16 protein-coding genes are annotated in these 20,923 nt (G+C 71.8%); 14 read left to right on the plus strand and 2 right to left on the minus strand.

Going from position 1 to position 20,923, the window contains the following annotated elements:
• Positions 1 to 253: 253 nt before the first annotated feature.
• The 3 genes from smc to ftsY all read left to right on the plus strand — a co-directional run bounded on the left by smc (position 254) and on the right by ftsY (position 6,838).
• Positions 254 to 3,823, plus strand: a complete 3,570-nt coding sequence (smc, locus tag ACZ8ZB_RS24445) for a chromosome segregation protein SMC (RefSeq protein WP_470739780.1) — start codon at positions 254 to 256, stop codon at positions 3,821 to 3,823.
• A 195-nt stretch (positions 3,824 to 4,018) separates the two neighbouring features.
• Positions 4,019 to 5,437: a sugar porter family MFS transporter gene (locus ACZ8ZB_RS24450; RefSeq protein WP_470739781.1), complete on the plus strand. Its 1,419-nt coding sequence runs from the start codon at positions 4,019 to 4,021 to the stop codon at positions 5,435 to 5,437.
• 198 nt (positions 5,438 to 5,635) lie between these two features.
• A complete protein-coding gene (ftsY, locus tag ACZ8ZB_RS24455; protein ID WP_470739782.1) occupies positions 5,636 to 6,838 on the plus strand; it encodes a signal recognition particle-docking protein FtsY in 1,203 nt (400 codons plus the stop codon).
• A gap of 93 nt (positions 6,839 to 6,931) precedes the next feature.
• Here ftsY and ACZ8ZB_RS24460 read toward each other — a convergent pair whose 3' ends face one another.
• The gene (locus tag ACZ8ZB_RS24460) at positions 6,932 to 7,600 is read right to left on the minus strand and encodes a bifunctional DNA primase/polymerase (RefSeq protein WP_470739783.1); all 669 of its coding nucleotides are present in this window, start codon (positions 7,598 to 7,600) and stop codon (positions 6,932 to 6,934) included.
• 446 nt (positions 7,601 to 8,046) lie between these two features.
• Between ACZ8ZB_RS24460 and nsdA the strand changes: the two genes are divergently transcribed.
• The 5 genes from nsdA to ffh all read left to right on the plus strand — a co-directional run bounded on the left by nsdA (position 8,047) and on the right by ffh (position 15,793).
• Positions 8,047 to 9,543 carry a transcriptional repressor NsdA gene (gene nsdA / locus ACZ8ZB_RS24465; protein WP_470739784.1) on the plus strand — a complete coding sequence of 499 codons (1,497 nt, stop codon included), beginning with the start codon at positions 8,047 to 8,049 and terminating at the stop codon, positions 9,541 to 9,543.
• Between the two features lie 399 nt (positions 9,544 to 9,942).
• A complete protein-coding gene (locus tag ACZ8ZB_RS24470; RefSeq protein ID WP_470739785.1) occupies positions 9,943 to 11,283 on the plus strand; it encodes an ammonium transporter in 1,341 nt (446 codons plus the stop codon).
• Positions 11,280 to 11,618 carry a P-II family nitrogen regulator gene (locus ACZ8ZB_RS24475; protein ID WP_030231663.1) on the plus strand — a complete coding sequence of 113 codons (339 nt, stop codon included), beginning with the start codon at positions 11,280 to 11,282 and terminating at the stop codon, positions 11,616 to 11,618. The genes ACZ8ZB_RS24470 and ACZ8ZB_RS24475 overlap by 4 nt, the downstream gene beginning before the upstream one ends.
• 23 nt (positions 11,619 to 11,641) lie before the next feature.
• On the plus strand, positions 11,642 to 14,083 hold the full coding sequence (locus ACZ8ZB_RS24480; protein WP_470739786.1) for a [protein-PII] uridylyltransferase: 2,442 nt from the start codon (positions 11,642 to 11,644) through the stop codon (positions 14,081 to 14,083).
• A gap of 159 nt (positions 14,084 to 14,242) precedes the next feature.
• A complete protein-coding gene (gene ffh, locus ACZ8ZB_RS24485; RefSeq protein WP_470739787.1) occupies positions 14,243 to 15,793 on the plus strand; it encodes a signal recognition particle protein in 1,551 nt (516 codons plus the stop codon).
• A gap of 77 nt (positions 15,794 to 15,870) precedes the next feature.
• On the opposite strand, the gene ACZ8ZB_RS24490 is transcribed toward ffh, so the two are convergent.
• The gene (locus ACZ8ZB_RS24490) at positions 15,871 to 16,728 is read right to left on the minus strand and encodes an SAM-dependent methyltransferase (protein WP_470739788.1); all 858 of its coding nucleotides are present in this window, start codon (positions 16,726 to 16,728) and stop codon (positions 15,871 to 15,873) included.
• Between the two features lie 585 nt (positions 16,729 to 17,313).
• Between ACZ8ZB_RS24490 and ACZ8ZB_RS24495 the strand changes: the two genes are divergently transcribed.
• From ACZ8ZB_RS24495 to rplS, 6 genes are all read left to right on the plus strand, one after another.
• Complete coding sequence (locus ACZ8ZB_RS24495; protein ID WP_030866134.1) at positions 17,314 to 17,913, plus strand: hypothetical protein; 600 nt, start codon at positions 17,314 to 17,316, stop codon at positions 17,911 to 17,913.
• Between the two features lie 339 nt (positions 17,914 to 18,252).
• The gene (rpsP, locus tag ACZ8ZB_RS24500; RefSeq protein WP_004924855.1) at positions 18,253 to 18,672 is read left to right on the plus strand and encodes a 30S ribosomal protein S16; all 420 of its coding nucleotides are present in this window, start codon (positions 18,253 to 18,255) and stop codon (positions 18,670 to 18,672) included.
• Between the two features lie 2 nt (positions 18,673 to 18,674).
• Positions 18,675 to 18,914 carry an RNA-binding protein gene (locus tag ACZ8ZB_RS24505; RefSeq protein ID WP_003973401.1) on the plus strand — a complete coding sequence of 80 codons (240 nt, stop codon included), beginning with the start codon at positions 18,675 to 18,677 and terminating at the stop codon, positions 18,912 to 18,914.
• 110 nt (positions 18,915 to 19,024) lie between these two features.
• Entirely contained in the window at positions 19,025 to 19,579 is a 555-nt protein-coding gene (gene rimM, locus ACZ8ZB_RS24510; RefSeq protein WP_470739789.1) for a ribosome maturation factor RimM, read from the plus strand.
• Positions 19,579 to 20,412, plus strand: a complete 834-nt coding sequence (gene trmD, locus ACZ8ZB_RS24515; protein ID WP_470741571.1) for a tRNA (guanosine(37)-N1)-methyltransferase TrmD — start codon at positions 19,579 to 19,581, stop codon at positions 20,410 to 20,412. Before rimM ends, trmD begins: the two co-directional genes overlap by 1 nt.
• A gap of 133 nt (positions 20,413 to 20,545) precedes the next feature.
• Positions 20,546 to 20,896 carry a 50S ribosomal protein L19 gene (rplS, locus tag ACZ8ZB_RS24520; RefSeq protein WP_190098062.1) on the plus strand — a complete coding sequence of 117 codons (351 nt, stop codon included), beginning with the start codon at positions 20,546 to 20,548 and terminating at the stop codon, positions 20,894 to 20,896.
• Positions 20,897 to 20,923: the final 27 nt, after the last annotated feature.

The following is a 20,923-nucleotide window of genomic DNA, read 5'->3' on the forward strand; positions in this document are numbered from 1 at the left end:
TGTACGAACAGCACAGCAGTGGTCGGGCCCGCCCGTCACCACCGCCGAGCAGTCAGAATTGCAAGGGACGCCCCGGCGTCCCTTCTTTCTTTCCCGCCTCCGCGACCTCACCCCGGCACTTGCGCCCCGCGCTCAGCACTCGCTGTCCCGCGCATCCTTTCACCGTCTTCAACGTCTGGTGTGCCCTTCGCGTTCACCCGCGAAACCGGGCGTTCATGGAGTGGGATCGGCCCGGCGGGTAGAGTCCGGCGGCGTGCACCTCAAGGCTCTGACCCTCCGCGGCTTCAAGTCGTTCGCCTCCGCGACCACGCTCCGCTTCGAGCCGGGGATCACCTGCGTCGTGGGTCCGAACGGCTCGGGCAAGTCCAATGTCGTGGACGCGCTCAGCTGGGTCATGGGCGAGCAGGGCGCCAAGTCGCTGCGCGGCGGCAAGATGGAGGACGTCATCTTCGCCGGCACCACCGGCCGCCCCCCGCTGGGCCGCGCCGAGGTGTCCCTGACCATCGACAACTCCGACGGTGCCCTCCCCATCGAGTACTCCGAGGTCACCATCACGCGGATCATGTTCCGCAACGGCGGCAGCGAGTACCAGATCAACGGCGACACCTGCCGGCTCCTCGACATCCAGGAACTGCTGTCGGACTCCGGCATCGGCCGTGAGATGCACGTCATCGTCGGCCAGGGCCGGCTCGACTCCGTCCTGCACGCCGACCCCGCGGGCCGCCGCGCCTTCATCGAGGAGGCCGCCGGCGTCCTCAAGCACCGCAAGCGCAAGGAGAAGGCGCTGCGGAAGCTGGACGCGATGCAGGCCAACCTCGCCCGCGTGCAGGACCTCACCGAAGAGCTGCGGCGCCAGCTCAAGCCGCTGGGCCGTCAGGCCGCCGTCGCGCGGCGGGCCGCCGTCATCCAGGCCGACCTGCGCGACGCCCGGCTGCGGCTGCTCGCCGACGACCTCGTACGGCTGCGCGAGGCGCTGCGGGCCGAGATCGCCGACGAGACCGCCCTCAAGGAGCGCAAGGAGGCGGCCGAGGCCGAGCTGGGGAAGGCGCTCCAGCGCGAGGCCCACCTGGAGGACGAGGTGCGCCGGCTCAGCCCGCGCCTGCACAGCGCCCAGCAGACCTGGTACGAGCTCTCCCAGCTCGCCGAGCGGGTGCGCGGCACGATCTCGCTGGCCGACGCGCGCGTGAAGAGCGCGACGTCCGCGTCCGTCGAGGAGCGGCGCGGACGGGACCCCGAGGACATGGAGCGCGAGGCCGCCCGCATCCGCGAGCAGGAGGCCGAACTGGAGGCCGCCCTGGAGGCGGCCGAACGCGCCCTGGAGGACACGGTCTCCCACCGCGCGGAACTGGAACGCGAACTCGCCCAGGAGGAACGGCGCCTGAAGGACGTCGCGCGGGCCATCGCCGACCGGCGCGAAGGGCTCGCCCGGCTCAAGGGGCAGGTGGGCGCGGCCCGTTCGCGTGCCGCCGCGGCCCAGGCCGAGATCGAGCGGCTGGCCGCCGCGCGTGACGAGGCCCAGGAGCGGGCCGTCGCCGCGCAGGAGGAGTACGAGGCGCTCCGGGCCGAGGTCGACGGCCTCGACGCGGGCGACACCGAACTCGCCGAGCGGCACGAGGACGCCAAGCGGCGGCTCGCGGAGGCCGAGACCGCCCTCACCGCCGCCCGTGAGGCGGTCACCACCGTGGAACGGAAGCACGCCGCGACCCAGGCCCGCCACGAGGCACTGGCGCTCGGCCTGCGCCGCAAGGACGGCACCGGCGCCCTGCTGGGCGCGAAGGACCGCCTCACGGGGCTGCTGGGTCCGGCCGCGGAGCTGCTGACGGTGACGGCCGGCTACGAGGTACCGCTCGCGGCCGCGTTCGGCACGGCGGCGGACGCCCTGGCGGCGACATCACCGTCCGCCGCGGCCGACGCGATCCGCCTGCTCCGCACACAGGACGCGGGCCGGGCGGCCCTGCTCCTGACCGCGACACCGGACCTCCGGGGGGACACGGAGGACGGCGCGACCGGCCACGACGGCCCCGGCCTCCCCGCCGAGCGTCTGGTCGGCGGACCTCCCGAGCTCATGCCGGCCGTACGACGGCTCCTGCGCCACATCGTCGTCGTCGGCACCCTGGAGGACGCCGAGGAGCTCGTCTCCGCCCACCCCCGTCTCACCGCCGTCACCGCCGAAGGCGATCTGCTCGGCGTCCACTTCGCGCAGGGTGGTTCGGCGGGCGCCCCCAGCCTGCTGGAAGTACAGGCGTCCGTGGACGAGGCCGCCGCGGAGCTGGAGGAGCTGGCCGTGCGGTGCGCGGAGCTGGCCGAGGAGCAGGAGGCGGCGGCCGGCCGGCGCCGGGAGTGCGCGGGCCTCGTCGAGGAGCTCGGGGAGCGGCGCCGGGCCGCGGACCGGGAGAAGTCCTCCGTCGCCCAGCAGCTCGGCCGGCTCGCGGGACAGGCGCGCGGTGCCGCCGGGGAGGCCGAGCGGGCCGGAGCCGCCGCGGCCCGGGCCCAGGAAGCTCTCGACAAGGCGCTCATCGACGTCGAGGAACTCGCCGAGCGGCTCGCCGTCGCCGAGGAGACGCCGTTCGAGGAGGAGCCCGACACCGCCGTACGCGACCGGCTCGCCGCCGACGGGGCCAATGCCCGCCAGACCGAGATGGAGGCCCGTCTCCAGGTCCGTACGCACGAGGAGCGGGTGAAGGGGCTCGCCGGACGGGCCGACTCACTGGACCGCGCCGCCCGCGCGGAACGCGAGGCACGCGCGCGAGCCGAACAGCGCCGGGCCCGGCTGCGCCACGAGGCCGCCGTCGCCGGGGCCGTCGCCTCCGGCGCCCGGCAGCTCCTCGCGCACGTCGAGGTCTCCCTGGCCCGCGCCGACCGGGAGCGCGCCGCCGCCGAGGCCGTCAAGGCCCGCCGCGAGCAGGAACTCGCCCGCGCCCGCACCGAGGGACGCGATCTCAAGGCGGAACTCGACAAGTTGACGGATTCAGTTCACCGCGGCGAGGTACTGGGAGCGGAGAAGCGGCTGCGGATGGAGCAGCTGGAGACCAGGGCGCTGGAGGAACTGGGTGTGGAACCGGCAGGGCTGGTGTCGGAGTACGGCCCGCACCAGCCGGTGCCGCCCTCGCCCCCCGCCGAGGGCGAGCAGCTGCCGGAGGACCCGGAGCACCCGCGCAACCGGCCCCGCCCCTTCGTCCGGGCCGAGCAGGAGAAACGCCTGAAGGCCGCCGAGCGCGCCTACCAGCAGCTCGGCAAGGTGAACCCGCTCGCCCTGGAGGAGTTCGCGGCGCTCGAGGAACGCCACCAGTTCCTCAGCGAGCAGCTGGCGGACCTGAGGAAGACCCGCGCGGACCTGCTCCAGGTCGTCAAGGAGGTCGACGAACGCGTCGAGCAGGTCTTCACCGAGGCCTACCGGGACACCGCGCGCGAGTTCGAGGGCGTCTTCTCCCGGCTGTTCCCGGGCGGTGAGGGCCGTCTGGTGCTGACCGACCCCGACAACATGCTCACCACGGGTGTGGACGTCGAGGCGCGGCCGCCGGGCAAGAAGGTCAAGCGGCTCTCCCTGCTCTCGGGAGGCGAGCGGTCGCTGACCGCGGTGGCGATGCTCGTGTCGATCTTCAAGGCGCGGCCCAGTCCGTTCTACGTCATGGACGAGGTCGAGGCCGCCCTCGACGACACCAACCTCCAGCGGCTGATCCGGATCATGCAGGAGCTGCAGGAGGCCTCGCAGCTGATCGTGATCACGCACCAGAAGCGCACCATGGAGGTCGCCGACGCGCTCTACGGCGTCTCCATGCAGGGCGACGGCGTGTCCAAGGTCATCAGTCAGCGCCTGCGCTAGACCGGCACATAATCTTCAAGATCTGAACGGTCTTTACTCCAACGCGTCTCTAAAGTCACAGCACACGGCCTATTGACTTCAAAAGTTGAAGACATAGTCTCTGCAATGTTGCTTTTACCTTCAGGTACCTTCAGTTGGACCTCGAAGGGCTGACCCCCCATCCGGCGATGTTGCCGGTGGCCCGAGGAGTACAACGTGACCAGCACACCGCAGGCACAGCAGTCAGGAGCCAAGGCGGCTCACCCCGAACATCTCGGGCACGTCATCTTCATCGCGGCTGCGGCCGCCATGGGCGGTTTCCTCTTCGGCTACGACAGCTCCGTGATCAACGGTGCCGTCGAGGCCATCCGCGGCCGCTACGACATCGGCTCCGCCGCGCTCGCGCAAGTCATCGCCATCGCCCTGATCGGCTGTGCCGTCGGCGCCGCGACCGCCGGCCGCATAGCCGACCGCATCGGCCGCATCCGGTGCATGCAGATCGCCGCGGTCCTGTTCACCGTCAGCGCCGTCGGCTCCGCGCTGCCCTTCGCGCTGTGGGACCTCGCCTTCTGGCGCGTCGTCGGCGGCTTCGCCATCGGCATGGCCTCCGTCATCGGCCCGGCCTACATCGCCGAGGTCGCCCCGCCCGCCTACCGCGGCCGGCTCGGCTCCTTCCAGCAGGCCGCGATCGTCGTCGGCATCGCCGTGTCCCAGCTGGTCAACTGGGGCATCCTCAACGCCGCCGACGGCGACCAGCGCGGTGAGCTGATGGGCCTGGAGGCCTGGCAGGTCATGCTCGGCGTCATGGTGATCCCGGCGGTCCTCTACGGCCTGCTCTCCTTCGCCATCCCCGAGTCCCCGCGCTACCTGATCTCCGTCGGCAAGCACGAGCGCGCCCGGCAGATCCTCGAGGAGGTCGAGGGCAAGGACATCGACCTGACCGCCCGCGTCACCGAGATCGAGTCGGCGATGCACCGCGAGGAGAAGTCCAGCTTCAAGGACCTGCTCGGCGGCAGCTTCTTCTTCAAGCCGATCGTCTGGATCGGCATCGGCCTGTCGGTGTTCCAGCAGTTCGTCGGCATCAACGTCGCGTTCTACTACTCCTCGACGCTGTGGCAGTCGGTCGGAGTCGACCCGACGGACTCGTTCTTCTACTCGTTCACCACGTCGATCATCAACATCGTCGGCACCGTCATCGCGATGATCTTCGTCGACCGCATCGGCCGCAAGCCGCTCGCGATCATCGGCTCCGTCGGCATGGTGATCGGTCTCGCCCTCGAGGCCTGGGCCTTCTCAGCCGACCTCGTCGACGGAGCGCTGCCGGCCACCCAGGGCTGGGTCGCCCTGATCGCCGCGCACGTCTTCGTCCTCTTCTTCGCCCTGTCGTGGGGCGTGGTCGTCTGGGTCATGCTCGGCGAGATGTTCCCCAACCGGCTCCGCGCCGCCGCCCTCGGCGTCGCCGCCGCCGCGCAGTGGGTCGCCAACTGGGCCATCACCGCGAGCTTCCCCTCGCTGGCCGACTGGAACCTGTCGGTCACCTACGTGATCTACACGGTCTTCGCCGCGCTCTCCATCCCGTTCGTCCTGAAGTTCGTGAAGGAGACGAAGGGCAAGACGTTGGAGGAGATGGGCTGAGCAGCCCTCCTGGTCCGAGGAGGAGGGCTCAGGTCCCCGCCGCCCTCTCCTCGCACCCTCGCCGCCCTCGTCCGGGTCACTCGGGCGAGGGCGGCGGTGCGTTCTCCCCGGGGCCCCCGGTCATCGGGCGCGGGCCTTCGCGGGCCCCGCGCGTACAACGAACGGCCTCGTGAGAGGTCGCGCCATACTGGGGCTGTTATGGACATCGTCATCCTTGCTGTAGTCATCGCCGTGGTCGTGCTCGGCGCGCTCGGCGGGCTCATCGTCGGCAGCCGGCGCAGGAAGCCGCTGCCCCCGCCGCCGCCCGCCGCGCCCGACATCACCGCCCCTCCGGCCGAGCCGCACGTCGGCGAAGAGGCCGAGACGCCGCGGGAGGGACCGCGGCGCACCATCGAGGAGGTTGATCTTCCGGCGGGCGCCGGTCCCGTCGTCATCGAGGAACCGCCCGCCGCCGAGGCTCCCGAGATCGAGATCCCGGAGCCCACCGCCGGCCGTCTGGTCCGGCTGCGCGCCCGTCTCTCCCGCTCACAGAACGCCCTGGGCAAGGGCCTGCTCACCCTGCTGTCCCGCGAGCACCTCGACGAGGACACCTGGGAGGAGATCGAGGACACCCTGCTCACCGCCGACGTCGGTGTGCAGCCCACCCAGGAGCTGGTCGAGCGGCTGCGCGAGCGCGTGAAGGTGCTCGGCACCCGCACCCCCGAGGAGCTGCGCGGACTGCTCCGCGAGGAGCTGATCACACTGGTCGGCCCCGAGATGGACCGCACCGTGCACACCGAGAACCCGGCCGGCGGCCCCGGCGTCGTGATGGTCGTCGGCGTCAACGGCACCGGCAAGACCACCACCACCGGCAAGCTCGCCCGCGTCCTGGTCGCCGACGGCAACACCGTCGTGCTCGGCGCCGCCGACACCTTCCGCGCCGCCGCCGCCGACCAGCTGCAGACCTGGGGCGAGCGGGTCGGCGCCCACACCGTGCGCGGCCCGGAGGGTGGTGACCCGGCCTCCGTCGCCTTCGACGCGGTCAAGGAGGGCAAGGAGATGGCCGCCGGCGCCGTGCTCATCGACACCGCGGGCCGGCTGCACACCAAGACCGGCCTCATGGACGAGCTCGGCAAGGTCAAGCGGGTCGTGGAGAAGCAGGCCCCGCTGGACGAGGTGCTGCTCGTGCTCGACGCCACCACCGGTCAGAACGGTCTGGTCCAGGCCCGGGTCTTCGCCGAGGTCGTCGACATCACCGGCATCGTGCTCACCAAGCTGGACGGCACGGCCAAGGGCGGCATCGTGATCGCCGTGCAGCGCGAGCTGGGCGTGCCGGTCAAGCTGATCGGACTCGGCGAGGGCGCGGACGACCTGGCGCCGTTCGAGCCGGACGCGTTCGTGGACGCCCTCATCGGGGAGTGACCCCGGCGCCCGAGGAGAGCCCGGCAGACGCGAGAAGCGCCCGCCCCCGCACCGGTCGGGGGGCGGGCGCTTCGCCGTGCCGGGAAGGGAGGGCTACACACCCGACCGGTGTGCCACGTACGCCAGCGTGCCCAGCAGCAGGCGAGCCTCCGGTGGGCGGGGCGCCGCCGAGTCCAGGGCGGGGGAGCGGAGCCAGCGCACCGGGCCCAGGTCGCCCCGGTCGGACGGCGGCGCCGTGATGTGCGTACCCGGTCCGAGGCCGCGCAGGTCCAGGGCGGCCGGGTCGTCCCAGCCCATGCGGTAGAGCAGCTCGGGCAGTGCGGCGGCGGCGCCGGGGGCGACGAAGAAGTGGGCGCGGCCGTCCGGGGTGGCGGCGACCGGGCCGACCGGCAGACCCATGCGCTCCAGCCGGGCCAGGGCGTGGCGCCCGGCGGCCTCCGCGACCTCGATCACGTCGAACGCCCGTCCGACCGGCAGCATCAGCGAGGCTCCCGGGAACTCCGACCACACCGTGGTCACCTCGTCCAGCGGGGTCCCGGCGCGGATCACCGGCGCGTGGCCCAGCGGATGCGCGCCCGGCGCCCGGCAGTCGGCGCTCCCGCAGGAGCAGACGCCCGCGGCGGCCCGGACGCCCGGCACCACGTCCCAGCCCCACAGCCCGGTGTACTCCGCCGCGACGGTGCCGTCCGAGGAGCGGCTCCGGCGACGCGAGCCGGACCGGATGTCGCGGATGCCCCGGCTGATGCCGATCGTGAAGCCCATGCCCCCTCCAACGGGTCCGACGCAGCAGCGGTTACTTAGCGAACGGGCAAAGTGACTCTCTGTTTCCGACTTCCCGGTGCCGCATCCCTCAACCGGCGCTTCGAAGCGTCCGAGGTGGCGTGCTCGGCCGAGTGCGCCTTTCGGTGCACCGCTGCATCCACTTTTGACTGTCTCGTGTCAAGTGAATCGTGGGGCGGCGACGGCGAGTTCATTCGAAGGGGTGGCGAATGGTGGCGATTGCGGTTCCGTCATGGTGGGACGGGTGATCGTAGGGTTACTGTGTGTGCACGGCTTCTTGGGGCACATGCACTCGTGGGTATGCCGGAGGCAACTCGGCTTTCCGTTCGAAGGGTGACAACCGTCGGACGAGCCGCCCCGGCGACCGGCATTCTGATAGGGCTTGGCGCACTCGGCGACAAGTGGTCTTCAGGGATGGGGGCGTTCCAGTGAGCGGCAACGGCGGTGGCGGGACGAACGCTGCGAGTGCGGAGAAACGTCCGAACGAGCTGCTCGCGTCGTGGTTCGTCCGCAGCGGCTGGTCCAAGGGCGAACTCGCCCGCCAGGTCAACCGCCGAGCACGCCAGCTGGGTGCCAACCACATCTCCACCGACACTTCGCGCGTGCGCCGCTGGCTGGACGGCGAGAACCCGCGCGAGCCGATCCCCAGAATCCTGTCCGAGCTGTTCTCCGAACGCTTCGGCGTCGTCGTCTCCGTCGAGGACCTGGGCCTGCGCACCACCCGTCCGGCGCCCTCCGCGACCGGCGTCGACCTGCCCTGGACGGGCCCGCAGACCGTGGCCCTGCTCAGCGAGTTCTCGCGCAGCGACCTGATGCTGGCGCGGCGCGGCTTCCTCGGGAGCTCGCTGGCCCTCTCCGCGGGCCCGTCCCTCATCGAGCCCATGCAGCGCTGGCTCGTCCCCTCCCCGTCCGCCCCGCTGGCCCCGCCCGAGGCCGAACCGGTCTCCTCCTCCGCCCGCGCCCGCGGCCGGCTCTCCAGGCCGGAACTGGACCTGCTGGAGACCACCACCGTGATGTTCCGGCAGTGGGACGCCCAGTGCGGCGGCGGCCTGCGCCGCAAGGCGGTCGTCGGACAGCTGCACGAGGTGACCGACCTGCTCCAGGAACCCCAGCCCGAGGCCACCACCCGGCGCCTGTTCAAGGTCGCCGCCGAACTCGCCGAACTGGCCGGCTGGATGTCGTACGACGTCGGGCTCCAGCCCACCGCGCAGAAGTACTTCGTGCTCGCCCTGCACGCGGCCAAGGAGGCCGGCGACCGGCCGCTCGGCTCGTACGTGCTGTCCAGCATGAGCCGGCAGATGATCCACCTCGGCCGGCCCGAGGACGCCCTGGAGCTGATCCACCTCGCGCAGTACGGCAGCCGGGACTGCGCGGGTCCGCGCACCCAGTCCATGCTGTATGCGATGGAGGCCCGCGCCTACGCCAACATGGGCCAGCCCGGCCGGTGCAAGCGGGCGGTGCGGATGGCCGAGGACACCTTCGCCGAGGCCGACGAGTGGGACGAGCCCGACCCCGACTGGATCGGCTTCTTCTCCGAGGCCGAGCTGTACGCGGAGAACTCCCACTCCTACCGCGACCTGGCCTACGTCGCCGGCCGCAGCCCCACCTACGCCTCGCTCGCCGAGCCGCTGATGCGGCGGGCCGTGGAGCTGTTCGGCCGGGAGAGCGGCGAGCACCAGCGTTCCTATGCCCTCAACCTGATCGGCATGGCCACCGTCCACCTGCTGCAGAACGAGCCCGAGCAGAGCGCGGCCCTCGCCACCGATGCCATCAAGGCGGCCAAAAAGGTCCGTTCCGAGCGCGTCAACACTCGTATCCGAAAGACGGTCGACACCGCCGTACGCGACTTCGGGGACCTCGCCGAAGTCGTCGAACTCAGCGAGCGGCTCGCGATCGAGCTGCCCGAGACCGCGGACGCGGTCTGACACCCCCGAGGTACCGCTAGGCCCCGGCCGCGGCCGGCCCTCCCGAACCGCCCGACTCGGCTCCCCCATGCCAGGTCATTCGGAGGCCGGCCGCGGCCGGCACCTTTTCGCGCCTGGACCGGCTCCGCTCTCGCGGATGTGGTTGCCCGCCGTCGTGGTTCCTCAACGGGTGGTTGCCGTGTCCTGCGGTGAAGGTTGTGCCACGCAACGACCAGTGCTGTCCGAATCCGGCGGTTCACCGACCCGTAACACGCCGGGTGCCTTCGTCACGGCGGCGAAACAACGAGGGGCTTCCACCGAAACGGCGCTGCGCGAATCTCATGGCGCATAACCGGCCCACCCCTCAATCCGCCCAAGGCTTCGCCCGCACGGGGCCGTACCAACGACGAGGAGACGCCGATGGCACCAGCCATCACCCTGGCCGCAGACGCGCCCACGCTGTCCGCCGCCAACACAGGGTTCATGCTCATCTGTTCCGCCCTGGTGATGCTCATGACCCCGGGTCTCGCCTTCTTCTACGGAGGCATGGTCCGCGTCAAGAGCACGCTGAACATGCTGATGATGAGCTTCATCAGCCTGGGGATCGTCACCGTCCTGTGGGTGCTGTACGGCTTCTCCATGGCGTTCGGCACCGACTCCGGCAGCCTCATCGGCTGGAACTCCGACTGGGTCGGCCTGAGTGACATCGGCCTGACCGAACTCTGGGACGGCTACACCATCCCGGTCTTCGTCTTCCTGGTGTTCCAGCTGATGTTCGCCGTCCTCACGCCCGCGCTGATCAGCGGAGCGCTCGCGGACCGGGTGAAGTTCACCGCGTGGGCGCTGTTCGTCGCCCTGTGGGCCACCGTCGTCTACTTCCCCGTCGCGCACTGGGTCTGGGGCGCCGGCGGCTGGGCCTTCGAACTGGGCGTCATCGACTTCGCCGGCGGTACGGCGGTCCACATCAACGCCGGTGCCGCCGCGCTCGGTGTGATCCTGGTGATCGGCAAGCGGATCGGCTTCAAGAAGGACCCGATGCGCCCGCACAGCCTCCCGCTGGTCATGCTCGGCGCCGCTCTGCTGTGGTTCGGCTGGTTCGGCTTCAACGCCGGCTCCTGGCTCGGCAACGACGACGGCGTCGGCGCGCTGATGTTCGTCAACACCCAGGTCGCCACCGGCGCCGCCGTCCTCGGCTGGCTCGCCTACGAGAAGATCCGCCACGGCGCGTTCACCACGCTGGGCGCCGCCTCCGGCGCGGTCTCCGGTCTGGTCGCCATCACCCCGGCCGGCGGCGCGGTCTCCCCGCTCGGCGCGATCGCCGTCGGCGTCATCGCAGGTGTGCTGTGCGCCATGGCCGTCGGCCTGAAGTACAGGCTCGGCTACGACGACTCCCTCGACGTCGTCGGCGTCCACCTCGTCGGCGGCATCCTCGGCTCGCTCCTCGTCGGCTTCTTCGCCACCGGCAAGGGCCAGTCCGATGTCGCGGGCCTCTTCTACGGCGGCGGCCTGGACCAGTTCTGGAAGCAGTGCGCCGGTGTCTTCGGCGTCCTCGCCTACTCCCTGGTCGTCTCCGCGGTCCTCGCCTTCCTCCTCGACAGGACGATCGGCATGCGAGTCTCCGAGGACGACGAGGTGGCCGGCATCGACCAGGCCGAGCACGCCGAGACCGCATACGACTTCAGCGGCGCCGGCGGCGGCGCGGCCCGCACCGCGGTCACCGCCCCCGTCGCCCCGGCCGAGAACAAGAAGGTGGACGCATGAAGCTCATCACCGCCGTCGTCAAGCCGCACCGGCTCGACGAGATCAAGGAGGCCCTGCAGGCCTTCGGAGTGCACGGCCTGACCGTCACCGAGGCCAGCGGCTACGGCCGCCAGCGCGGCCACACCGAGGTCTACCGCGGCGCCGAGTACACCGTCGACCTGGTGCCCAAGATCCGCATCGAGGTGCTGGTCGAGGACGACGACGCCGAGCAGCTGATCGACGTCGTGGTCAAGGCGGCCCGCACCGGCAAGATCGGTGACGGCAAGGTCTGGTCGATCCCGGTCGAGACGGCCGTACGGGTACGGACCGGCGAGCGCGGCCCGGACGCGCTCTGAGACACGAGAACGGGAGTGGCCGGGTGACGCGTACGGACGTGACGAAAGAAGCAGAGGACCCGGGACCCGGCGGCTACGCGGCGGCCCGGCTGCGCCTCCTCACCGAGGGGACGCGGTCCGGGCCGCCGCGCCGTACCGCCCTGGCGGACCTCACCGACGACTGGCTCGGCGGGTTGTTCGCGGGGGGCGCGCGGGGGGCGCGCGGGGTGTCCCTGGTCGCCGTGGGCGGCTACGGGCGTGCGGAGCTGTCCCCGCGCAGCGACCTCGACCTCCTCCTGCTGCACGACGGCGGCGACCCCGAGGCGGTCGCCGCCCTGGCGGACCGCCTCTGGTACCCCGTCTGGGACCTGGGACTCGACCTCGACCACTCCGTCCGCACCGCCGCCGAGGCCCGCAGGACCGCGGGCGAGGACCTCAAGGCGCAGCTCGGCCTGCTGGACGCCCGGCACATCGCCGGCGACCTCGGCCTCACCACGTCCCTGCGCACGACGGTGCTCGCCGACTGGCGCAACCAGGCGCCGAAACGTCTTCCCGCCCTGCGGGAGCTGTGCGAGGAGCGCGCCGGACGCCAGGGCGAACTGCAGTACCTCCTGGAACCCGACCTCAAGGAGGCCCGCGGCGGACTGCGCGACGCCACCGCCCTGCGCGCCGTCGCCGCCTCCTGGCTGGCCGACGCCCCGCGCGAGGGCCTCGCCGACGCCCGCCGCCGGCTCCTCGACGTACGGGACGCCCTGCACCTGACGACCGGGCGCGCCACCGACCGGCTCGCGCTCCAGGAACAGGACCAGGTCGCGGCCGAACTGGGCGTGCTCGACGCGGACGCGCTGCTGCGGCAGGTCTACGAGGCCGCGCGGGTCATCGCCTACGCCGGTGACGTCACCTGGCGCGAAGTGGGACGCGTCCTGCGCTCCCGCGCGGTGCGGCCCCGGCTGCGCGCCGTCCTCGGCGGCGGGAAACCGGCGCCCGAGCGCTCCCCGCTGGCCGAAGGGGTCGTGGAACAGGACGGCGAGGTGGTGCTCGCCCGCGCCGCGCGCCCCGACCGCGACCCCGTGCTTCCCCTGCGTGCCGCGGCAGCCGCCGCCCAGGCCGGACTCCCGCTCTCCCCGCACGCCGTACGGCGCATGGCGGCCGGCGCCCGCCCGCTGCCCGTGCCCTGGCCCGCCGAGGCCCGCGAACAGCTCGTCACCCTGCTGGGCTCGGGGCGTCCCACCGTCGAGGTCTGGGAGGCGCTGGAGGCGGAGGGCCTGGTCAGCCTGCTGCTGCCGGACTGGGACCGGGTGCGCTGCCGCCCGCAGCGCAACGCCGTGCACCTGTGGACCGTCGACCGGCACCTCATCGAGACCGCCGTGCGCGCCTCCGCGCTCACCCGCCGGGTCAGCCGCCCCGACCTGCTGCTGGTCGCCGCGCTGCTGCACGACATCGGCAAGGGCTGGCCCGGCGACCACTCGGTGTCCGGCGAGGTCATCGCCAGGGACGTCGCCGCCCGCATCGGCTTCGACCGGCACGACGTCACGGTGATCGCCACCCTCGTGCGCCACCACCTGCTGCTCGTCGAGACCGCCACCCGGCGTGACCTGGAGGACCCCGCCACCGTACGCGCGGTCGCCGACGCCGTCGGAGCCCAGGGCACCCTCGAACTGCTGCACGCCCTCACCGAGGCGGACGCCCTCGCCACCGGCCCGGCCGCATGGTCGTCCTGGCGCGCCTCGCTCGTCGCGGACCTGGTCGAACGGGCCCGTGCCGTGCTGTCAGGAGACGTCCCGGACGGGCCCGAGGAAGCCGTGCCCACCGCGGAACAGGAGCGCCTGGCGATCGAGGCCGTCGTCACGGGCGCGCCTGTGCTGTCCCTGCGGACCCGGGCCGAGCCGCCCACCGAGCCCTCCGGCGACCCCGAGCCGCTGGGCGTGGAACTGCGCATCGCCGTACCCGACCAGGCGGGCGTCCTGCCCGCCGTGGCAGGGGTGCTCGCCATGCACCGGCTGACCGTGCGCACGGCCGAGCTGCGGGCCCTGGACCTCCCGGACGGCGTGGACGGCTCCGTACTGCTGCTGGACTGGCGGGTCGCCGCCGAGTACGGCTCCCTGCCCCAGGCCGCCCGGCTCCGCGCGGATCTCGTCCGCGCCCTCGACGGCACTCTGGACATCGCCGGCCGGCTCGCCGAACGGGACGCCGCCTACCCACGCTGCCGGGGCGTGGTGGCGCCCCCGCCGCGCGTGACGGTCGCCCCGGCCGCCTCCCGGCACGCCACGGTGATCGAGGTCCGGGCCCAGGACGCCCCCGGGCTGCTGTTCCGCATCGGGCGGGCGCTGGAGGACGCGGCCGTGCGGGTGCGCAGCGCGCACGCGAGCACGCTGGGCGCGAACGCGGTCGACGCCTTCTACGTGACCTCGCCGGACGGCTCGCCCCTTCCCGGCGAGGAGGCGGTGTCCATGGCCCGGAAGCTGGAGGAGACGCTGCGGGTGTGACCTCGTGGCCGTTCCGTGCGCCGGTCGGGCGCGCTCCCCGCCCACACGGGGATCCGCCCCCGTCCACCGACTGCGGCGGGCGGGGGCGATTTGCTCGCCGGGCCGGATACCCTGGAGGGCAGCCCAGAACCGCTCCCGACCCCGAGGACCGACGCCGCCGTGTTCGATACTCTCTCCGACCGCCTCAGCGCGACCTTCAAAAACCTCCGCGGAAAAGGCCGGCTGAGCGAAGCGGACATCGACGCCACGGCGCGTGAGATCCGCATCGCCCTGCTGGAAGCGGACGTGGCCCTGCCGGTCGTCCGCGCGTTCATCAAGAACGTCAAGGAGCGCGCGCTCGGCGCCGAGGTCTCCAAGGCGCTGAACCCCGCCCAGCAAGTCCTCAAGATCGTCAACGACGAGCTCGTCACGATCCTGGGCGGCGAGACCCGCCGGCTGCGCTTCGCCAAGCAGCCCCCCACCGTGATCATGCTGGCCGGTCTGCAGGGTGCCGGTAAGACCACCCTCGCGGGCAAGCTCGGCCGCTGGCTGAAGGAGCAGGGCCACTCGCCGGTGCTGGTCGCCGCCGACCTCCAGCGCCCCAACGCCGTCAACCAGCTGAGCGTCGTCGCCGAGCGCGCGGGCGTCGCCGTCTACGCGCCCGAGCCGGGCAACGGCGTGGGCGACCCGGTGAAGGTCGCCAGGGACTCCATCGAGTTCGCGAAGACCAAGGTCCACGACATCGTGATCGTGGACACCGCCGGCCGCCTGGGCATCGACCAGGAGATGATGCAGCAGGCCGCGGACATCCGCGACGCCGTCTCCCCGGACGAGATCCTGTTCGTCGTCGACGCCATGATCGGTCAGGACGCCGTCAACACCGCCGAGGCGTTCCGCGACGGCGTCGGCTTCGACGGCGTGGTGCTCTCCAAGCTCGACGGCGACGCCCGCGGTGGCGCGGCCCTGTCGATCCGGCAGATCACCGGCAAGCCGATCATGTTCGCGTCCAACGGTGAGAAGCTCGACGACTTCGATGCCTTCCACCCGGACCGGATGGCCTCCCGCATCCTCGACATGGGTGACCTGCTCACCCTGATCGAGCAGGCGGAGAAGACGTTCAGTCAGGAAGAGGCCGAGAAGATGGCCTCCAAACTGGCGTCGAAGAAGGGCCAGGACTTCACCCTGGACGACTTCCTGGCCCAGATGGAGCAGGTCCGGAAGATGGGCAGCATCTCCAAGCTGCTCGGCATGCTTCCCGGCATGGGCCAGATCAAGGACCAGATCAACAACCTCGACGAGCGGGACGTCGACCGCACCGCCGCGATCATCAAGTCGATGACCCCGGGCGAACGCCAGGATCCGACGATCATCAACGGCTCGCGCCGTGCCCGTATCGCCAAGGGTTCCGGTGTCGAGGTCAGCGCGGTGAAGGGCCTGGTCGAGCGGTTCTTCGAGGCCCGCAAGATGATGTCCCGGATGGCTCAGGGCGGCGGCATGCCGGGGATGCCCGGGATGCCGGGCATGGGCGGCGGTCCGGGCCGGCAGAAGAAGAAGCAGAAGCAGGCCAAGGGCAAGCAGCGCTCCGGCAACCCGATGAAGCGCAAGCAGCAGGAGCAGGAGGAGGCCGCGCGCCGCGCCGCGGCGGCGGAGGGCGGCAACGCCTTCGGGCTGCCGCAGCAGGGCGGCAAGGACTTCGAGCTGCCCGACGAGTTCAAGAAGTTCATGGGCTGAGAACCCGTCGCACGGCACCGGGGCGCCCCCTCGTCGAGAGGGGGCGCCCCGGTGCCGTGTCCGCTGTGCTCCCTGTCTCAGGGAACGCGGGCGACGAGGTACCGGAACACGTTCGGCATCCACACGGTCCCGTCCGGCCGCCGGTACGGATGCAGGGCTTCCGCCAGTTCCTTGTCGACCTGCGCCTGATCCGTGGCCGTGACCGCCGAGTCGAACAGCCCGGTCGACTTCAGGCCCCGTACCGCGCTGTCCGCGTCGGCGTAGCCGAACGGGCAGGCCACCCGTCCGGAGCCGTCCGGCCGCAGCCCCGCCCGCGCGGCGACCCGTTCCAGGTCGTCGCGGTCCGCGGGGCGCCAGGCGCCCGTGCCGCCGCCCAGCGGTTCCGCCGGCCCGGTGGCCACCCGGATCACGGACGCCGTGGCGCACCGCTCCGGCGGACCCCAGCCGGCCAGCACCACGGCCGCTCCGCGCCCGGCGAGCGGCACCGCCTCGGCGAGCAGCTCGCCCAGCCGTTCCGCGTCCCCCGCGAGGCAGCCGATCGGCTCGAAGGCGGTCACCACGGTGTACGCGGGCGTGTCCGCGCGGGCGGCCTCCCCGGGCGAGCCCCGCACGATCCGGGTGTCGTCACGCACGCGTGCGTCCCGCTCGTCGGGCAGTAATCGTTCCCGGGCGAGGGCCAGACGGTCGGCACAGGTGTCGACGCCGGCGACCGCGGCACCGCGCGAGGCCGCCATCAGCAGGGCCAGTCCCGAGCCGCAGCCGAGACCGAGCAGTCGTGTCGTGGGACCCACGTCCAGTCGCTCGTAGACGGCCTCGTAGAGCGGTACGAGCATCCGCTCCTGGATCTCGGACCAGTCACGCGCGCGTGCACGCAGGTCCGCACGGGGGACGGCCCCCGTGCGAGGCAGGTGCTGCCGCACGAGCGTAGGTGTCATAGATAAGCGCCCCAATCAGCCGAGAGTTGCCGCAGTGCCCGATTCCCTGGCCCCCGTGCAGTGCGCCCCGCACACCCCCCCGTATGCCAGGAAACTCCGCCCCGGTCGTGTCGTCCAGTGGAATGCGGCGGCGGCTTGGTACTCGCCTGTGCCAGTGGCAAGAATTCACATTCCGGTCATGCCGGCCCGCCCCGTCCGTCATGGCGGAGGTGCCCGTGCGCCGGTTCCGGCCGAGGCCGACGGAGCCGGGAGCGGTTTGCGGCGGGGCGGTGTGCGGCTGCGGGGGCGGACCCGGTAACGTCGCGCCCGTGGCGTGCCCGCCGAGCCGGACGCCGTGTCTCCGCGAGAGCGGCCGAAACACCTCTTGCGCATCCGCGAGCCTCACGCGCACCGGCGCGCGGAGACCGCTTGCGCGCGGGGCGTACGTCAGCCTACGCACCACCTTGAGGCGAGCTGCGAGGCTTCTCCGCAGATCAGCGCACCCGTACTCGTCAGGACACATCAGTGGCAACTGACGGGTACGTGCAAATTATTTGGGATGCCCCGGAATCGGAACACGGAGGTACCCAGGCTCGTTGTCATTACGTGAGCACGACACAGACACCACCTGTTCTCGCCGCAGAGCTGGCGCAGGCGTGGGCCGACATTCAGCGGTACCACCCCGAGCTGCCCGATCTTGCCGCGCCCGAGTCCCTGATCGGGGAGTCGTCGTCCGCGTGCGGTCACGAACTCTCCTTCGAACGACTGCTGCACGAGGCAGTCCACGGCGTCGCCGCCGCGCGCGGCGTACGCGACACATCCCGCGCCGGCCGCTACCACAACCGCAGATTCCTCGCGATCGCCGAGGAGTTGGGCCTGGACCACCCCGAGGAACCGCATCCCAGCAGTGGCTTCTCCCTGGTCACACTCACCCCCGAGGCGAAGCGCCGCTACCGCCCGACGACGGAGCGCCTCCAGCGCGCCCTGAAGGCGCACTCCGCGGCGACCGCGGGCGACACCGCCCGCAGCTTCCGCGGCCCGGCCGCACGGCACGGCTCCTCCGGGGGTGGTGTCCGTGTCAAGGCGGTCTGCGACTGCGGACGCAACGTCCGCGTCGTCCCCTCGGTCCTCGCCCAGGCCCCCATCGTCTGCGGAGGCTGCGGCAAGCCCTTCCGGATCCCGGAAGTGGTGGCGGCCGCGAGCTGACGGCCCCGGCATCTCGTGGATGCCGGAACCACCCCGCCGCCCCGCCGTCACCGCGTCCGTCCGCGCCGCCCCGTCGGCGCGGACGGACGCGGCACCCCGTCGGCGCACCCGCCGCGCGGTCACCGAGACGCCGGGTACCTCCCCAGCGTGCCCACTTTCCCGTACCCCCTCGGTGAAGCGCGCCCCGCAGGGTGTGGCACAATGGCTAGCTGTACTCGACAGTCGCACAGGACCCCTCTCTCCTCCGGCTGACGCGTCCATCGGGCACTCGGGTACCGCAACCCCACGCGGCACATCTCGCCGTGCCCAACCACGTCAATTTCAGGAGAACCCACTCCCGTGGCAGTCAAGATCAAGCTGAAGCGTCTGGGCAAGATCCGTTCGCCTCACTACCGCATCGTCGTCGCCGACTCCCGTACCCGCCGTGACGGCCGGGCCATCGAGGAGATCGGCAAGTACCACCCGACGTACAACCCGTCGGTGATGGAGGTCGACGCCGAGCGCGTGGCGTACTGGCTCGGTGTCGGCGCCCAGCCGACCGAGCCCGTGCTCGCCATCCTGAAGAAGACCGGCGACTGGCAGAAGTTCAAGGGCGAGCCCGCCCCGGCTCCGCTGCTCCAGCCCGCCGAGAAGTCGGCCCGCCCGTCCTTCGAGGCGCTCGGTGGCGACGACGAGGGCAAGGGTGAGGCGATCACCCAGAAGAAGAAGGCTGAGAAGAAGGACGAGGCCGCCGCCGAGTCCGCGTCGACCGAGGCCTGAGCATGCTCGAGGAGGCTCTCGAGCACCTCGTGAAGGGCATCGTCGACAACCCTGACGATGTGCAGGTCGCCTCGCGCAACCTGCGCCGCGGGCGTGTGCTCGAGGTCCGGGTCCACCCGGACGACCTCGGCAAGGTGATCGGCCGCAACGGCCGCACCGCGCGCGCCCTGCGCACCGTCGTGGGCGCCATCGGCGGCCGCGGTGTCCGCGTCGACCTCGTCGACGTGGACCACGTCCGCTGACGCCGAACGCAGCACCGGCTCGGGCCGGGGAAGGCCACTGGGCCGTCCCCGGCCCGCAGTCGTATGAGCAGTGAGTGGGCTCGTCGCAGTCCGACAGGAGATCAAGCACAGTGCAGCTGGTAGTCGCTCGCATCGGTCGTGCCCACGGCATCAAGGGCGAGGTCACCGTAGAGGTCCGCACCGACGAACCGGAGCTGAGGCTCGGGCCCGGTGCCGTCCTGACCACCGACCCCGCCTCCGTCGGGCCGCTCACCATCGAGACCGGCCGCGTCCACAGCGGCCGCCTCCTGTTGCGCTTCGAGGGCGTCCGCGACCGCAACGGCGCCGAGGCCCTGCGCAACACCCTCCTCATCGCCGACGTCGACCCGGACGAGCGCCCCGAGGACGAGGACGAGTACTACGACCACCAGCTGATCGACCTGGACGTCGTCACGGAGGACGGCGAGCAGGTCGGCCGGATCACCGAGATCTCGCACCTGCCCACCCAGGACCTCTTCGTGGTCGAGCGTCCCGACGGCAGCGAGGTGTACGTGCCGTTCGTCGAGGAGATCGTCACCGAGATCGACCTGGAGGAACAGCGCGCGGTCATCGACCCGCCGCCCGGCCTGATCGACGACCGCGCCGAGATCGCCTCCGCGCGGGACGCCGCAGGGGAAGAGGCGTGATGCGGCTCGACGTCGTCACGATCTTCCCCGAGTACCTGGAACCGCTGAACGTCTCCCTCGTCGGCAAGGCACGCGCGCGCGGTCGGCTGAACGTGCACGTACACGATCTGCGCGACTGGACGTACGACCGGCACAACACCGTGGACGACACCCCGTACGGCGGCGGTCCCGGCATGGTCATGAAGACCGAGCCGTGGGGGGACGCGCTCGACTCGGTCCTGGCGGACGGCTACGAGACCGGCTCCCGCGAGCCGGCCCTGATCGTCCCCACCCCCAGTGGCCGGCCCTTCACCCAGGAGCTTGCCGTCCGGCTCTCCGAGCGCCCCTGGCTGATCTTCACCCCGGCCCGCTACGAGGGCATCGACCGCCGTGTCGTCGACGAGTACGCCACCCGGATGCCCGTGTACGAGGTGTCCATCGGCGACTACGTCCTGGCCGGCGGCGAGGCGGCGGTCCTCGTCGTCACGGAGGCCGTCGCACGGCTGCTCCCCGGCGTCCTCGGCAACGCCGAGTCGCACCGCGACGACTCCTTCGCGCCCGGGGCCATGGCGAACCTCCTGGAGGGCCCCGTCCACACCAAGCCGCCGCGGTGGCGCGGGCGCGGCATACCGGACGTGCTGCTCAGCGGCCACCACGGGAAGATCGCCCGTTGGCGGCGCGACGAGGCGCTGCGCCGGACCACCGCCAACCGGCCGGACCTCATCGAGCGCTGCGACCCCGCGGCCTTCGACAAGAAGGACCGCGAGATGCTGTCCATCCTGGGCTGGGAACCGGACCCCGCCGGAGAGCCGTACGGCCGATTTTGGCGCAGGACCGGCGGCGTGGAAGAATAGGCCGCTGTTGTGCGTGGTCCGGCGCGCGCCCCTGCCGCAGGGGGACACGACGCCCGCCCCGAACCGCACGGCATCGATCCCAGCCTCTAGTTGCCGTTGATGACCTGCGGCATCAGCGAAGAAAGCAGACGAAATGTCTCACCTGCTCGACTCCGTCGACTCCGCGTCGCTGCGCAGCGACGTCCCCGCCTTCCGTCCCGGCGACACCGTGAACGTCCACGTGCGCGTCATCGAGGGCAACCGCTCCCGTGTGCAGCAGTTCAAGGGCGTGGTCATCCGCCGCCAGGGCGCCGGCGTGCGCGAGACCTTCACGGTCCGCAAGGTCTCCTTCTCCGTCGGCGTCGAGCGCACCTTCCCGGTGCACACCCCGATCGTGGAGAAGATCGAGCTCGTCACCAAGGGCGACGTCCGCCGCGCCAAGCTGTACTACCTGCGCGAGCTGCGCGGCAAGGCGGCGAAGATCAAGGAGAAGCGCGAGAACTGAGCGCTTTACCGGCGTCATATCGCGGCC

This window comes from Streptomyces sp. 12E (assembly GCF_055633275.1).